1 protein-coding gene is annotated in these 19,335 nt (G+C 47.3%); it reads right to left on the bottom strand.

The features are described from left to right. Nucleotides 1-53: 53 nt before the first annotated feature. Nucleotides 54-19,286, bottom strand: a complete 19,233-nt coding sequence (locus AC4E8D_RS13480) for a non-ribosomal peptide synthetase (RefSeq protein ID WP_490206322.1) — start codon at nucleotides 19,284-19,286, stop codon at nucleotides 54-56. Between the last annotated feature and the right edge of the window lie 49 nt (nucleotides 19,287-19,335).

Here is a 19,335-nt window from a genome sequence, read left to right as displayed (position 1 = left end):
TTTCTAAAAAAAAGGTTGGCGTTTCTGACTCACGAAACGCCAACCTTGAAATATTATTTAGTGCTTGTCAGCAAGAGTTCGTTGATGAGCGTTGCATTCTGTTTCACAATCTCCGGATAATTTTTGTCAATCATCTCCATATGTTTGCCGTAACCTTTCACTTGTCTGAATTGTCCTGTGGTGGATTGGGCCCACAATGCAATCGAAGCATTGGCATCCAAAAGTCCTGAAGTCACATAACTGATGTTACCATCAATCGTACCAAAGGTTATGGCTTCATGAACATACAGGTAAGACTTCGTAATCAGCTCCAGCAAATAGTCATTCGCCAATTTCTCAAGGTCCTGATATTGACTCATGTTGAACTTTTGCTGAATCTCCTGCCTAATCTCTTCTTCAGTCAGACGATGCTCTTCCACTTCTGTTCGGTATTTTGAGTCCAGTATAATCAGGTCACGCACTTCATATCCTCTGCGGTTAAGCTCTTTGGCTACATCGAAGGCCAGCACTCCACCCGAGGAGTAACCCATCAGCGTGAATGGGCCCTCCTTTTGAATATCAATCATCATTTGAGCGTAACGAGCAATCCGATCTTCTGAAGTGATGAAATTAAAGCTGTAAACTCCGAACGAGTCCAGATGCTGAGCAAGTGTCATGTAGGCAATCCCCATGGAAGCAGCGGGAGGAAAACAGAAAACGATCCGATTTTCCTCACTTGTCCGGGTTAGCTGCATGCAATCTTCGGTGTAGTCCTCCAGCAGATCTTTGGCTTTCTCAACAAAGGCCGCCAGATCAGCAATGGTCGGTTTTTCAAAAATATCCTTAAACGGGATTCTAAAATTCAACAGACTGTACAATCGGGATACAAAAGACATCACATTTAACGAATTCGCACCCAGCTCAAACAGATTTGCATGTATGCTAATCGGCTTCACTGGAAGAACGTCCTCCCAAATATCTGTCATGTGTCGTTCCAGTTCCGTTTCCGGTGGTGTGTAGGATTGCAGAGCTGTCACACTGCCCTCGGGCTCAGGCAATGCCTTCAAGTCCACTTTTCCGTTCACCGTCAATGGAAGCTGATCCATCACAACAAAGAATGCAGGTATCATATATGCAGGAAGCTCGTCAAGCAATCCCTGTTTCAGTTGAACGATGTCCATCTTTTTACTCAGGTCCACAGGTACGATGTACGCACAGAGATAGCTTTGCTGAGCATCATCTTGCCGCGAGGTCACAATTGCATCCTTAACTTCCGGTTGTTGCAGCAAACGATACTCAATTTCTCCCGGCTCAATACGGTAGCCTCTAATTTTCACCTGATGATCAATTCGACCGAGGAACTCCATGTCTCCATTTGGCAACCATTGCACCAGATCACCTGTCCGGTATAGGGTAGTCCCTTCTTTGAACGGATTGGGTACAAACTTCTGCATCGTTAGTTCCGGACGTCCGAAGTATCCTCGGGATACTCCGTCACCTCCAATGTATAGTTCCCCTGGCGAACCAGCCGGAAGCAGTTGCTGATGTTTATTCAGCACATATAACTGCACATTTGCAGCAGGTTTCCCAATAGGTACTGAGATTCTCGTGTCCGTCTCGGGATTGTACGGATGGATCATGCAGCCTACAACCGTTTCCGTTGGCCCGTATTCATTAAAGATCTGAACCTTGCCTCCAAAACTCTCATATACTTCCCGAGCCAATTCCGATTTCAGGTCCTCACCGCCTACAATCAGGCACTTGATACTAGATCGAGTGTTGTCCATATCCTTAATCAGATTCAGATGTGATGGTGTCAATTTAACCACGCCTGCTTGCCGATCCCTGAATACATTCAGGATCACCGGTTCATCTCCGCTGGTTGGATATACCACTATTTTATTTCCAGTAACCAACGGTGTAAAGATCGAAGTGATCGTCAAATCAAACGCAAACGAGGAGTACAGGGCAAAATCAAGCTCCCGATTCTGCAAATAAACGTCCTTCGCCCAGAAAATATAGTTGATCAGACCGCTGTGCGGAATCATTGTGCCTTTTGGTTTCCCGGTCGATCCTGAGGTATAGATCATATACGCTACATCCTCTGGTCCAGCATGCTGCTCCAATGGTTCTGCTGAATAATGGCTATAATCCGCATCAATCGCTACGGATGTTCTGCCCGACCCGGTATGGCCTTCTCCCATTTCCAATATGATCGGTGAACCGCTATCCTCCAGAATAAATGTAATTCGTTCTGCGGGATATTCCGGGTCAATGGGCACATACGCTCCGCCCGCCTTCATAATAGCCAGAATGCCAACAATCATCTCGGGTGAGCGTTCAACCATAATACCAACCATGGAACCTGGACCAACATGGATAGCCTTTAAATGTCTTGCCAACTGATTCGATTTTATTTCAAGCTGTCTGTAGGTCAGCACATCTGAGCCCAACGCTACGGCGACATGTTCAGGGGTTTTGAGGACTTGTTCACTGACCAACTGATGCATCATTTTGCCCTTTGGATAGGCTGATGCGGTATCGTTGTACTGATCCAACAGGATGATTTGCTCTTGTTTGGTCATGATTTGAATCTCATCAACCCGCAAGTTTTCATCTGTCACGATTTGATTCAACAGCGTAAGCATATGGTCTTCCATGACTTTCATCAGGGCTTCATCATATTTGCCCGAATCATAAGCAAACTTGATTACAAGCTCTTCACCAGGTATTGCAATGAGATTGAATCCATAATTCGTCTGTTCCTGACTATGGACGTCCTCAATGACAAACCCAATATCATTCGAGCCTTGTTCAACGAGACTTGAATCCACCGAGTAATTTTCAAAAACCATAATATGATCGATCAAATCTCTTTTTAGACTGCTCAAAGACGCAATTTCAGCCAGACCCAGATGGTGATGCTGACTCCCTTCAATCGATAAGGCCTGCATATCTCCAACCAGTTGTTTGAAGGTATGTCCCTCATCCCATTGAATCCGTGCAGGAATGGTGTTGATAAATAAACCAACCATGTTTTCGATCCCTCTTACCTGCGCTTCTCTCCCGGATACCACCGTTCCAAATACGACATCCGAAGTATCGTTGTACTTGGCAAGCATGATTCCCCAGACACACTGCATAACCGTATAAAATGTGACATGGTTCCGGTTGGCAAGGTCATTCATTTGCTTCGTGAGCTGTCTGGAAATGCGGAATTGATGCTCCTGTGGAGTGACCCCATCGTTCAATGAACGAGAAATTCCTGCTGGCAACTGAACCTTGTTCTCATATCCGCCCAGAACATTCTTCCAGTACGAGATGGCTTCATCCTTGTTCAACGCCTGCAACCATTCCACATATTCACTGTAAGGTACAGGCTCGTGGAGCTGAATGTTTTTCCCAGTACGTTTGCATTCATAGAGATGGACCAGCTCTGCAAGAATGATGCCTCTTGCCCAGCCATCAAGCAAGATATGATGGTTACTCCAGATTAACGAGTATTGCTCCTCATTGGTCTGCAACAATTCAAATCGAACCAGTGTATCTTTTCCAAGATCAAAGCCTTTTCTTTTGTCCTCCCTAGCAATTGACAATACACGAGCGCCTCTGTCCTGTTCTGGCAAACCTCGAAGATCCCGGTATACAAAAGCAACTTCTCGGTTTTGACAAATAATATTCCGCGGCTCTTCTGTAACTTGGTACTCAATGGACGCACGAAGCATTTCGTGACGTTGCATCAACAGGTTCAGACTCTCCTGAAGCCGGTCAATGTCAAGATTTCCTCTGATGTTCATGATCAACTGCTCAAAATAAACCCTGTCTCCGCGATTCTCAAGTGCATGGTACAGCATACCTCGCTGCATGTTGGCCAAAGGATATATTTTTTCAATTCGATCTGGGCCGAACTTTTGCGTAATCACTTTCAAATTTTGCAGTGTTACATATGGATCTCCATAATCGGATGGCGTTTTTTCGGCCTGCTGTTGCTGCACACAATGTTCAATGATCAACTGGAGCATTTTTTGGTAGGATGTCGCAAAGTTCTCTACGATGGAGTTATCAAACAACTTGTGGTTATAGGTGATGTTAATCATCAATTGACCTTCAGCCACATAGGCAATAACTTCCATTGGATTGGCACGAATGACATCATCACCAACCGAATTGCCCGCTGGCAACCAGGACGAACGAAACAGACCACTGTTGATATCCTGATCCATTTGTCCCAAATAATTAAACAACAGGAGTGGTGTCTGCTCTTTCAACTTTGGCAATTCAGTAGTCATATATTTCAATATTCCGTAACCAATTCCTTTCGCTGGAACCCTTCTTAGCTGCTCTTTTACCTCCTTGATCGTTGTACCAATCCCTTCCTCATTCCCGAGATCGATACATACTGGATATTTGCTTGTAAACCAGCCAACCGTACGACTGATATCCAATTCGTCTCCCATAAGCTCACGACCGTGACCTTCCATCGTTACCTTAACTTTGCTCGCTCCTGCACATTCCTTGATGGAGAGAGCTAGAGCAGCCAGCAGAATGTCATTAATTTCAGTATAGTAGGCCTGGTTTGTCTCTCTCAAAAGTTGAGTTGTCATCTCTCGGTCCAGCGATACGCTGCTCATTCGATTGTCTCCGTATCGATATTCGCTCAGATGAACTTCATTCCGAGGAAGAAAGCCGGCTTCTTCTTGATCCGTCTTGATCCAATACGCACGCTCCTTGGCGAGACGACCTCCCTTCGCATAGTCGCTCAGGAAAGCTGCATAGTAGGGGTACGAATCTGTAACCGGATAAAAAGAAAGATCTTGTCCTTCCAGAAGCTGCTGGTATCCTATGGCCAAGTCTTCCAATAGAATTTTCCAAGATACCCCATCAATCAGCATATGATGGATTACAATGACCAGATGATCTCCCTGATCGGTCCTGAAAATGACGGCTCGCACCAGAGGTCCCTCGAAAATTTCGATGGATTCCTGTATGTTGGAGGCTGCCTGCTGCACCCTGGTGTACAGTTCCTGCTCATCAAGACCGTTCATGTCCTGTACGTCCAACTGGAAAAGACCTGCTTCATAATCGAGATGGGTCTGCACCACCTTACCTTGTTCCTCACGATAGGACATCCGCAAGACATCGTGATGCATCATTAACTCTTCCATGATCTGCCGGACTATCTCTGGATTGAATCCCTCCTCGCGGTACAACATCAAGGACTGATTAAAGTGGTTCATTCCTGTACGTTGATGCTGCAAGAAATAAGACTTCTGGATGGGTGTAAGATCAACCGGACCCGTCACACGCTGCTTCATCCGGTCTACATGGGAATCTTCTCTAACATAACGCCCCAGCAACTTGATCTGTGGATTAGCAAATAGCTCTTTCATGGTCAGCTTTTTGCCAGCTCTGGACAGTCTGGATATAATTTGCAATGCTTTGATGGAATCACCACCGGAAGCAAAGAAGTGATGGTTAATGCCGATTGGCTTGAAGCCAAGCACCTCTTCCCAGATGGAAACGAGCAGGCTCTCCGCCTCGTTTCTTGGGGCCTCATAGACCATCTCTCCACCCATGCTTGCATCCGGTTCGGGAAGTGCACGTATATCCAATTTCCCATTGCCGGTCAGCGGCAGGGTATCCAATTGCATAAAATGCGTAGGAATCATATATTCAGGCAATTCGACACCTAGATGAACGCGAATTTCGTCCAATGGTATGGATCTGTTTGCGGTGAAATAGGCACAGAGCACTGTAGTCTGTTCCTGGTTTGCTCCAGGTACGATAACGGCCTCCCGTACATCTTCCAGAAGCAGCATTTGTTTTTTGATTTCATCCAGCTCAATCCGATAACCACGCACTTTCACCTGATTATCCTTCCGACCTGCCAGTTCCAGCTCATCATCATGTGTCCAACGGGCAAGATCTCCTGTTTTGTACATGATCTGCCCCGGCTGGAATGGATCTTCAACAAACTTCTCCCGGGTCATTTCAACCTGATTGAAATACCCGCTAGACACTGCTTCACCCGAAACACAAATTTCACCGAATACACCCCGGGGCACCAGATGGTTATGCTTATCTAGCACGTATACCACAGTGTTATCAATCGGTCTGCCAATAACCGGATGATCTATAAAGGAACGAACATTCACAGACGATATGTTATGAAAAACTACACCAATCGTCGTTTCAGTTGGACCATAATGATTCATGATCCGGCTGTTTGGAAACTCTTGAAGGTACTTTTCCACATCCGTTGTATTTGTCTTCTCCCCACCAAGCACAACCAGCCTCAGCACAGGCTGCCATTCTGCAAATGCAGCATCATGGAGCAGCAGATTGAATAATGAAGGGGTCAGTTTGATGAATGTGATACGCTGTTGAGCCATTATTTGTAATATTCTAGCCGGATTGGTGTAGTCTTCCTTTCTTGGAACGTGAAGCTCACCGCCTTGCAACAAGGATGAAAATACACCTGTGTATCCCAGATCAAAAGCACTGGAAGACATCAGCATCGTTCGATCTGCCGCAGAAACTCCCGCTTCGCGGATGAACCATTGTGTGTAATTAACAATATTTCGGTTGCGAACCATTACCCCTTTCGGAGTACCTGTCGAGCCTGAAGTATAGATCATATAGACCTGCTGTTCAGGCGAAATCGGCAGAGATAGATCCGTGTAGTCAAAGCTTTCGATACTGCTGTCGTTAACCTGACACACATCCCCACTGAAAGATAACTCCTTGGACAACGGATGATCCGTCAACACAAGGATAGCCTGGCTATCATTCAAAATAACATTGGTCCTGTTCACAGTCTGCTCAGGATCAATCGGTAAATAGATGGCTCCCGTTTTAAGAACGGCCAGCATGCTTATAATCAAGTCCACAGATGGATTCATGCTTACTGCGATAACCGAATTCGGTGCAGCCCCTCTTGATCTCAGCGAGCGAGCCAGTTGATTAGCTCTGCGATTCAACTCTTCGTAAGATAATTCGTTTTCCCCTGACACCACTGCCCGTTGCCCGGATGACTTCCTTACTTGCTCCTCGAATAGTTCGATCAGGGCTGCATCTGTTCTGTATTGCACAGGCTGACCACAGGATAGCTGCATAATGGACTTTGTCTCTTCTGATGGGATGAATTGAATATCCTGCAACCGTAACGTGGCATCATTACTGATATTATCCAGCAATTCAGTCAAGTGGCCTGCCATACGCTCTATTGTTTCAGGCTTAAACAACTCCGTAGAGTACGTAAACACACATTTGATCCGGCCCTCAGCTTCCATTGCGGTTAAGGTGAGATCAAATTTGGATCGGATGTTACTTGGAGGAAGTGAACTGAATTGCACACCCTCGATTGCAAGCTCCTCACTGTCATAATTCTGGAATACCAGCATCGTATCGAACAAGGCACTTCTGCTCATATCTCTTGTCAAGGCAAGCTGTTCAACCAGTTCATCAAATGCATAATCCTGGTTTTCATAGGCTTGAAGTGTATTCTCCTTGATCTTGTTCAGATACTCCTTGAACGTAAACGTGCCTACCGGACGATTCCGAAGTGCCAGTGTATTAATGAACAAACCGATTACATCTTGCAGCTCCGGCTGTGAATTACCTGCTACCGGTGTCCCCACGATGATATCTTCTTGCCCGGTGTATCGATGTAACAGTGCTGTATAGCCAGCAAGGAGAAGCATAAATAAGGTTACGCTCTCTCGATGAGCCAATTGAGACAACCGTTGCGACACACCCTCAGATAACTCGAATGGGAACAGTTCACCTTCATAATTACGGTGTTGTGGTCTTGCATAATCGATTGGCATATCCAGTAGCGGGACTTCTTCTTGATAGACCCTTATCCAGTAGTCCTTCTGTGCCTGAATCACTTCCGTTGTCCTGGATAGTGCCTGCCACTCGGCATAATCTTTGTATTGCAATTGGAGTGGTTCAAGCGTTTGTCCTTCATACAGGGCGCTTAGCTCCCTGGTCAAGACGCCCATGGATACACCGTCCGCAATAATATGATGCATATCCATAATCAGACTGTATTCCGCAGGTCCCATCTGCACAAGTTCCACCCGCAGCAACGGAGCCTGAGTCAGATTGAATGGACGAACAAATCTCGCCTGCCACGCTTCTAAAGTCTGTTCACCCAGCTCGAGGGATGTGATCCTGAATTCCACCTGTTGATCAATTCGTTGAACAGGCTGTCCCTCAACCATATGGAAGGAAGTCCTGAATGATTCATGACGCTTGATCAGATCCTGAAAGGCTCCTTCCAATTGGCATACATCCAGATTGCCAGTTATTTTCATAGCATAAGGCATATTGTAGGCCAGGCCCGAATCTTCCAGTTGATGCATAATAAAAAGTCTTTTTTGTGCTGACGAGAGCGGGTAGTACTCCTTGGTTTCCGCTTTGGTTATGGTCACATATTTGCTGGAACGAGCAGAATCAATCCACTTGGACAAGGCTCTGACCGTAGGCGTTGCAAATACTTGTCTCAATGGTATGGCCACACCGAATGCCTTGTGGACGCGAGATACGAGAGCCGAAGCCTTCAGCGAGTGTCCTCCAACTTCAAAGAAATTGTGGTTTACGCCAATACGGTCATTATTTAGAAGCTGATGCCAGAGTGCAAGTAATTCCGCTTCCACCCTGCTTCCCGGAGCTTCATAACCCCCAAGTGCAGACATGCCCGCTTCCGGGGCTGGCAGCGCTCTACGATCCACTTTCCCGTTGGAGGTCAGTGGCAATTGATCCATCTTTACAATGTAGGCTGGCATCATATAATCCGGCAATTGAAGAGACAACTGTTGTCTGATCTGTTGCGTAACCGCATCATCTGCTGCCTCATTCAGGGTGATATATGCACATATAAATTGTGTATGCTCTTCATCCGCCCTGGCTACAACGAATGCATCCTTTACGATATAAAGCTGAAGCAATTGATGTTCGATTTCACCCAATTCAATTCGATATCCCCGAATTTTGACCTGATGATCCATCCGGCCTAAGTACTCCATGTTGCCATCTGCACGCCATCTGGCCAAATCGCCTGAACGATACATTTTCTCACCAGGATAGAACGGATCTTCGACAAATCGTTCTTCCGTAAGACTGGATCGATTGAGGTATCCTCTGGCAAGCCCTTCTCCTGCAACATATAGCTCACCTGCACATCCTACAGGCTGCAATTGACGATACTGGTTCAGAACATATGCCCTGAGTGTAGGGATGGGCTGACCTATATTACTTCTGCCCATTTCTATATCAGACAACGTAATCTCCTTGTAGGTAACATGAACCGTAGTCTCTGTAATGCCGTACATATTAATTAACTTTGTAGACGGATAACGCTTGTACCATTTTGCCAATAATGACGGACTTAACGCTTCTCCACCAAAAATGACTTTTCGCAAACTCAATTCCTTCCTCGGACGTTTTGCCTCCTCATGCATCAATCGGTAGAAGTAAGATGGCGTCTGATTCAGAATAGTTACCTTTTCACGGATTAACCATTGCAGGAATTCTCCAGGCTGTTGGGCGACCAGATGTGGAACGATAAGTAATGTGCCCCCGTACAACAGCGCTCCATACATCTCCCACACCGAGAAATCAAAACAGAAGGAATGGAACATCGTCCATACATCGTTCTCGCTGAAATCAAAACGATTACGGTCATTGATCAACAAACGCACGACATTTTTATGTTCAATCAATGTTCCCTTCGGATTCCCGGTTGTACCTGAGGTATAAATGACATAGGCGAGGTCATGGGATTGAACGGATGTCTCCAGATTTCCTGCATCCAGGTGATACGAGTTCTCTTCCTCCAAGACAACGCATAAACCCCGGTGAAGTCCGCGATCCATTCCTTTTTCAGAGACCATCAGCAGGTGGATGCCCGAATCCTCCAGCATATAGCTAATACGGTCATCCGGATAGGTGGGATCAACAGGTATATATGCAGCTCCCGCTTTTAACACTGCCATGATGCCAACGATCATATCGACTGACCGATCCGCCATAATTCCAATGAATTGCTCTGTTCCTCCTGTAAGAGATAACAACATACGGGCCAGTTGATTGGAACGCTCATTCAGCTCCATATACGTCATATGACGATGCTCATCCCGGACAGCAATTCGATCAGGCGTACGTCGAACTTGCTGCTGGAACAGCTCATGAATGGTCATATTTCGCGGGTAATCCGCATCAGAGTTATTGAAAGAATTCAGGAGCACCTCACGCTCTGCACCACCTACAAGTTGAATGTCAGCAAGCTGCTGATGATCAGCTGAAGTAACTTGTTCCGCCACACTCCTAAAATGTTGATCCATATGCTCGATAATGGATGAATCATACTTATTCCCATCATACGTAATCACAAGGGTCAGGCTGTCACCAGGTGTTGCTGAAATCAGGAATCCGTAGTTGCTCTGTTCCTCCGCATAGAGTCCGGTAATTTCAAAACCAACCCCCGTGCTGGATTGTTGAACAGCTCCATGATCCAGGGCATAGTTCTCAAATACAAAGACGTGATCCATTAATTCCTTGTTGAGATCACTCAATGCCTGAACCTCAGCCAGATTCAAATAATTGAATCGCTGACTTTCAACGGCTTGTTTCTGAACGGCCTGAAGTACATCGCCAAAATGCTTTTGATGCGGATAACCAATCCGAACAGGAATCGTATTAATGAACAACCCTATCATCTCTTCTATGCCTTCAACTGGCGCTTCTCTGCCAGAGACTACGGTTCCAAATATGACGTCCTCCGTATCATTGTATCTGGCCAGCACCAGACCCCAGATACATTGAATGACGGTATTCAACGTCACACCATAACGAACACCTATTTCATTTAATTGGCGGGTTACCTCCTGACCCAAAGATATCGTCTGTTCTTTTCGCAAATATGGAACATCATGCTCTGTAAGAAGCAAACCTGGAACACTCGACTGTGTGTCATAATTTTCTAAATAATGTCTCCAATACGCTTGGGCCTCATCCTTGTCCTGACGAATGAGCCATTGAATGTAATGATGATATCGTTTCGGGTCCTTCAGGTTATGCGCCTTATTCTCAAGTTTGGCCTTATAGATCTGGAACAGCTCCGATAATATAATTCCCAGACACCATCCATCCAGCAAAATATGATGATGGCTCCATACAAGGGTGAAGGATTGATCTGTGGTGCGAAAAAGAGCTGCACGCATAAGTGGCTGTGTATCCAAACGGAAACTGCGAGCCTTATCCTGCTGAGTAAAAGTTTCCAACTGAGCTGCTGAATGATGTGCTTCCAAAGCTGTCCAGTCTTGAAATTCAAATTCAATGGTGAGGTTTTGCATAATGACCTGTCTCGGTTCTTCCAAATCATGATGCATAAATGAAGCTCTCAATGCTTCATGTCTGTTCATGAGCTCATTGAAACTGGATTGCAAGTAATCCGGGTTCACTTCCCCGCGAATCTCCATGACCGTTTGCTGAAAATACGCAGTTGATGTCTCATCTTCCATTGCGTGAAAGAGCATGCCTTGCTGCATATTGGTTAACGGATAAATCCTTTCAATGATCACGCCCGGACAGGCAGATTTGATAAGATCCAGCTCCTCAAGTGCCAGACTTGGATCACCATAGTCGGAAGGCGTATATGTCGTTTCACGCTGACACAAGCAATGGTCCACAATTTCCGTTAATTGCTCCAAAAACGGCTCTGCAAATCGACTTACAAGCGGCATGTCCACTGCAGTTTGGTTTGCTGTTACGTTGAGATGTAACTTCCCACCAGATACGAAGGTGTTCAGTTCAATCGGGTTATTTCGGGCGATATGGCCACCAATCGTTTGTCCCGTGGAGAAACGGGACTCCCGGAACATGGCTTCCCCAATCATGCCTCCGTCCATTTCACCGAGATAGTTAAACGAAATGGATGCTGGACGCTCCGTCTGCAGCTCTGGCATCCGGGCCACATATTTCAGCGCTCCATAGCTAAAGCCTTTATGCGGTACCTTCCTTAATCCCTCTTTCACCCGTTTGATGGTGGTCGAAAGTTCGTCCTCCGCTTCTCCCTCCAACAGAACCGGGTACAGCGTCGTAAACCAGCCCACGGTGCGACTGACATCGATCCCCTCCAGCACATCTTCCCGGCCATGGCCTTCCAGGTTCACTTTCAGCTTCAGCTCGCCTGTCAGCTTCCGCACCGCAAGGTACAGCGCACTGAGCAGCAGATCATTGATCTCCGTCTGGTAAGCCCGGTTGCTCCCACGCAGCAACTGCTGGGTGACTTCCGCACTCAGAGTGCTTTGCAGGGTTTGGCTGTCCGCAAATCGATCCGGCCCTGCCGCTTCCTCCCGTTCTCCCAGGTTCAGTCCAGCTCCCTCCGCGGCAAGCCTGCTCCAGTAGGCTCGCTCCTTCGCAGCCTGTGGGCTGTTCGCGTACTCCTGCACGGCTTCTGCGAAACGTTGGTAAGAGTCAGTCTTCTCGCCCACATCCAGCTCTTCTCCCCGCTCCGCTTGCTGATACAGCACTTCCAGGTCTTCCAGCAGGATTCGCCAGGACACCCCGTCCACGACCAGGTGATGAATCGCCAGCAGCAGATGGTCTCCGTCCTCGGCTTCAAACCACCCGACCTGCACCAGCTTGCCCTCTTCCAGGTTACATGCCTGCTGCACCCGGGTAGCCGCCTCATAGACCTGACGCTCTGGTTCATTCCAGTCCCGTATATCAAATCGGTGCAGGGTATACATCCGCTCTCCAGTGTGAACCGGACGGTTGAATTGGCGGATACTCCCATCTGGTTGTATCTCATATCTCATGCGCAGCGCATCATGATGCTCCAGCAACCGATCCAGCACCTGTTCCAGCACGTCCGGCTTGAACCCGGTCGCCCGATGCAGCATGAAGGACTGCGTGAAGTGATTTCGTTCCGTCGTGTTGTTCGTAAAAAACCACTGCTGAATCGGGGTCAGCTGCACATCTCCTTCCACAGGCTCCTGGCTCTGGCGCTCACGTTGATCCCATTTCACATACGGGGAGAGATCCCGAATCTTTGGATAGGCAAACAAATCCCGGACCTCCATCCGCAGTCCCGCTCGGGCCAGACGTGATCCGATCTGGAGTGCCTTGATGGAGTCTCCCCCAGAGACAAAGAACTGGTGATTGACGCCTAGCTCCTCCATGTTCAGCACATCACGCCAAACGTCCACCAGTATGCGCTCCACCTCGCTACGCGGTGCTTCCGTCTCCGGCCCGGCAGGCAGATGGTGGTCCGGCTCTGGCAACGCCTTGCGGTCCAGCTTGCCATGGGACGTCAGCGGCAGCCGATCCAGTTGCACCACATAGGCCGGGATCATATAATCCGGCAGTTCCGCTTCCAGCCAGTCCCGAACAGTAGCAGCTGTCCACACTGTTTCACCTTCGGCTACAACATAGGCGCACAGCGCCCCATTTCCCTGCGGGTCCTGATGAGCCAGAACCGCTGTTTCCCGGATGGCCGGATGTTTCAGCAGTTGTTGCTCGATCTCGCCAAGCTCAATCCGGTATCCACGGATTTTCACCTGTTGATCGGTACGCCCCATAAATTGCAGGTTGCCACCAGGCAGCCAGCGTACCAGATCACCTGTCCGGTACATTTTGCCGCCGGGCTCATGCGGGTTGTCTACAAATTTCTCGGCTGTCAGTTCTGGATTATTCAAATAACCCCGTGCCAGACTTTGACCGGTAATGTACATCTCCCCGGTCACACCTGTCGGACAGAATTGAAGATGATCATTCAGAATAAAAATTCTTGTATTCGTGAAAGGTTTCCCTATAGGAATGACACCGTCTATGGAATCAACTTCATGCAGAGTGGTAACCACCGTATTTTCCGTTGGCCCGTATGCATTGATCAGCCTGTAATTCGGAAGGGCATGAAGTTTAAGCTGCTCTCCCCCCGAAACTAGCAAACGCAAAGAGGAATTTGGCAGTTCAACGAATGATTCACATACTTTGGAAGAGAACGTTGCAGCCGTTATTCCATACTCCGATAAGTATTCATTTAGCCTCGATATATCCAATCTCAGCTCGGTCGGAATGATATGAAGTGTAGCCCCTGACATTAGTGCAGGGAAAATTTCACTAATCGAAGCGTCAAAGGTCATTTGGAGATAGTTTGCCACCCGGTCTCTCTCTGTTAACTGTAGAGCATCTATATATCCACAACAGAAGTTGGTCAAGGCACATTGCTCAACCTGTACCCCCTTTGGCATACCTGTAGAGCCTGACGTGTAGATGATATAGGCCAAATCATCAGGGTTTGTTGTCATCGTTGCCGAATCAGCCACAGACGGAATTTGGAGTGATGCCGCAGCATTCCAATCCTTCAATGCTGCCTCATCCAGTATGAGTGTCACACATTCGGAATCAGCAGCCCTGAGCCGATCTGACCAATGGTTCTGGGTCACTATCAACCTTGCTCCGCTGTCCCGAAGCATATACCGGATTCGCTCAACCGGAGTTGATGGGTCCAGTGGTAAATAAGCCCCTCCTGATTTCATAATACCGAGAATGCCCGCAATCATTTCTACAGACCGATCCATCATAATACCAACGACCATTTCTCTGGTTACACCACGCTGACGCAGACGAGCTGCGAGTAAATCCGCCGCTTCATTCAGTTCATGATAGCTCATGCTTCTGCCTTTATGCACAACAGCAACCTGATCAGGTGTCCGCAGAGCATTTTGCTCAATCCACTCGTATACCCGCTGGTGCAGCGGATAAGAGCAGGTGTTATCATTATAGACATACTGCAGCGTCTGCTTCTCTTCCTCAGATACGACTTCAAACTCACCCAGCTTGCCTTGGGGATTGCTTAATATCCCTTTTAATAATTGAATAAAGTGATTGCCCATGTTTTCAACCGTTTGAAGGGAAAATAGATCACTGCAATATTCCAGTTCAAACTCAAGTTGGCCATTCTGTTCAACAGCAGCAAGAGTCAGATCAAATTTGGCAATGGGTAGCTCCGTCTCATAAGGCTCAACGTGTAAATCACCCCATTGTTGTCCGTATGCACGCTCAAGCTCCAGATTTTGCAACACAAACATCGTATCCACCAATGCGTTTCTGCTTCTGTCTCTTGAAACATGAAGTTTGTTGATGAGCTCATCAAGGGGATAATCCTGATTTTCGTAAGCCTGTAATGCATTCTCCTTCACTTCTCCAAGGAAATCATTAAAGGACCGTTCCGCTACAGGATAATTCCGCATGGCAAGTGTATTAACAAACATACCGATCACCTGTTGGAGATCTACGTGTTTGCGCCCCGCAATCGGAGATCCCACGACAATGTCATCTTGTCCTGAATATCTGGAAAGTAAAGTTGTATAAGCCGCCAGCAGTACCATATATAATGTCGCTTCATGATCTCTGGCCAATTGATGCAGTTCGCGTGTAAGCTGTTCGTCACATGAAAATTGCACCCGATTTCCTTTAAAAGAATATACTTGCGGCCTTGGCCAGTCTGTCGGCAATTGAAGGACCGGAATTTCTCCCTCGAATCGATTAAGCCAGTAGGTTTCCTGTGTCTTGAGTCCTTCACTGTTAAACCAATCCTTTTGCCACTCCGAATAATCCTTGTACTGTAACTTCAGCTCAGCCAGAGATTTCCCCTCATACAATTCATGGAACTCCTGAACAAGCACCCCCGTTGACACACCATCTGCGATAATGTGATGCATGTCCATCACGACTACATGTTCCTGTTCACTGATTTTCACAAGTTCGATCCGCATTAATGGGGCCTTGTCCAGCTCAAATGGACGAATTCGATCCGAAAGCGTTTCTTCCAATGATCGGCTTCCTGCTTCAATATGTTCAACAGCAAACGGAACATGTGAATGAATCCGTTGGACGGGTTCGCCATCCACAATGACAAAGGACGTCCTGAATGACTCATGTCTCTGTACCAATTGCCGGAATGCCTCTTCAAATCGCGCCACGTCCAGTTTTCCAGATACTCTCATCACTGCAGGCATATTGTATGAAGTTCCGGTATCCGAAATCTGATGCAGCATATGAAGTCTGCGTTGAGCAGACGAAAGTGCATAATAGGGCTTTGATTCGGCCGGTTGGATGGAAAGATAGTCCTCTTTGGCAGCAGATTCAATGTAATTGGCAATACCTCGGATGGTTGGAGCAAGGAAAAGCTGTCGGATCGGCACCATCACCTGAATCTCTTTGTGAATTCGTGATGCCAGTGCTGTCGCTTTGAGTGAATGACCGCCGGACTCAAAGAAGTGATCATGAACCCCCGCAATCTGCACTCCCAAAATTTCTTTCCATATGGTGCAAATGCGATTCTCCAGCACCGTACTTGGTGCTTCATATTGGTCATGCTTCAAATGTTCTATGCATTCTGCCGGTTCAGGCAGCGCCCTGCGATCAACCTTCCCATTTCCTGTTAAGGGAAGCTCATTGAGCAGGATAAAGTAGGAAGGAACCATGTAGTCCGGCAGGCGCTCCGATACATACGTACGAATTCCAGTGATTGTCAGCGCTGGATCAGCCTTTAGATATGCAATCAATATGTCCTGATCGGCTGCATCTTTTCTCGTCACTACGACCCCTTCACGAATCCCTTCATGCTCCAGCAGAACATGCTCAATCTCTCCCAGCTCAATGCGGTAACCGCGCAATTTAACCTGGTGGTCCAAGCGTTCGAGAAACTCAATATCTCCGTTTGGGAGCCGGCGTACCCGATCACCTGTTCGATACATCCGCGTTCCCTCAAGTAAGGGATGTGGAACGAATCGGGAATCGGTTAGTTCCTTGTTATTCAAATACCCCAAGCTCAAACCATCTCCGGAGATACATAACTCTCCTGGAATACCAGCTGGAACGGGATTCTGGTACCGGTCCATAACCCAGACCGAAGTATTGGCAATTGGTTTTCCGATGGGAAGATTGGTAACCGCTGCTTCGATGGACCTGATGGGATAAGCTGTAGCAAAAACCGTGCTTTCTGTGGGTCCGTATACGTGAATCAGGCGATCCGCTCCGAGAATATCCAGTCCTTTCCTGGCCTGGACCACGGATGCCCGCTCGCCCCCAAACAATATTTTGCGGAAGTCACGGAGACATTCCGGCTCACGATCAACAAGCAGATTAAACAGTGCGGTCGTCATGAAAGAAACCGTGACTTTCTCACGAACGATAACTTCGGCGAGCGCTTGGGTGTCCAGAACCGTATCCTGCTTGAGCAGAACCAGACTGGCTCCGTTCAATAGTGCGCCAAAAATATCAAAGACAGATCCGTCAAACGCATAATTCGAAAGCTGCAAAATCCGGTCTTCCGGGCAAATATCGATGTAATCCGTCTCACATACAACCCGAATTACGTTTGCATGAGAGATCATCACTCCTTTGGGCAATCCGGTAGAGCCAGACGTGTAGATCATGTAGGCCAGATCATCCATGCGGCTCTCCTTGTCAGGTTTCACTTCCATTACCTGTGTGGCAGCCGCCATCTCCATGACCGCAGGCATATGATCCATGTAGTCCACATACAGCGGTAATATTGGAAAATTCAGCGGTGCCTGGCTGATCCATTCGGGCTGTGTCAAGAGCACCGTAGCCCTGCTGTCCTGAAGCATATGACTTATTCTTTCTTCCGGCCAACCCGGGTCCATGGGAAGATAAGCCGCCCCTGCTTTCAGAATCCCGAGTATGCTTGCAATCATCTCTATCGAGCGGTCTGCCAGCAGTCCTACCACTGCCTGCTTGGATAGCCCAAATTCGTATAACCGGGATGCCATTTGATCCGCTTTTTCCTGCAATTCACGGTAGGTGATATGCACGTCATCCATAATAAGGGCGGTGGCATGAGGTGTCTTCTGGACTTGTTCATCAAAAAGCTGAGGAATGGTTTTCCATTTGGGATAATCCGTCACAGCCCCATTTGAAACCATTTCAAGCATCGGAAATTCAGCGTCTCCAACCAGCGTAATGTCCTGGATCTGGATACTCTCATCTGATGTAATTTGATGGACAATCGCTTTCATATGCTTCTCAATCTGATCCATCAGAGCCGACTCATAGACATGCTCATCATAAATGAGCAGCAGCGTCAATTTCTCCCCAAGTCCAGCAGCCATCGTAAACGGATAGTTGGTTCGTTCTTCTCCAGTGATCTCGTTGATTTCAAAACCCAGATTGGATCTCTCCGCCATCTTCCTCGTATCCAGAGCATAATTCTCAAACACAACGACATGATCAAGCAGATCATGTTTGAGTTCAGTGCGGGCCTGCACCTCGGCCAGACTTAAATATTGATACGCCTGACTGTTCAATGCGTCCGACTGAATCTTTTTCATAAGCTCCACAAATGGCTGCTCTCCACAAAAGGTAACACGTGTAGGAATGGTATTGATAAACAAACCAACCATATTTTCAATGCCATCAACGGCTGCATCCCTCCCGGATACAACGGTCCCAAAGACAGCATCTTCGTTATCATTATATTTGGCGAGCAGAAACCCCCATATCGCTTGAATGACGGTGTGGAGTGTCACGGCATGTTTCTGCGCCATCTCTTTCATTTTTGTGGTGAGAGCTTGAGAAAACTCTATTTTCTTCTCTCTTCTGGAGAACGAAATCTCACTTGTTGATCGGTTTATCGAAGGCAAGCCGGTCTTCTCACTGTATCCTGACAGATAATGCTCCCAGTACCCAAGGCCCGATTCCTGTTCCTGCTGCTGGAGCCACTTCATGTAATTGCTATAAGGACGGGTATCTGCCATTTTAGACGGTAGGCCATTGGATCTATCAGCATATATATCCAGCAATTCATTGAAGAGAATGCCCATGCTCCAGCCATCCAGTATCATATGGTGAAACGTCCAGATCATCTGGAAATGCTGTTCACCATTACAAACAAGAGCGATTCGAAGCAGGTTATCCTTGGACAAATTAAACCCTTTTGCACGATCTTTCTCCATAAAATCTTGCATTAAGGCAGCGACTTCATCGTCTGACCTGCCCCTCAGATCATGAAAGGTAAACCCGATCGTCCGCCTCGCAAGAACAACATGAACGGGTTCCTCCAATTTGGTATGAACCGAGGCTCTCAATATTTCATGTCGTTCAAGCAGCTGATTGAAGCTTTGCTCCAGAATTTCGGGATCAATCTCCCCGCGTATATCCAGTACCGTTTGTTCAAAATAGGCATCTTCAGACGGATTTTCGAGCGCATGAAACAGCATTCCTTTTTGCATCGGGGATAATGGGTATATTTTCTCGACTTTTGCCTTCATGGACCGATATCATCTCCTTATTGGATCGTACCTAAGCTGTCCTAAACAT

Source organism: Paenibacillus sp. SRL342 (assembly GCF_984798905.1).
This window is presented reverse-complemented; position numbering and strand designations above follow the sequence as displayed.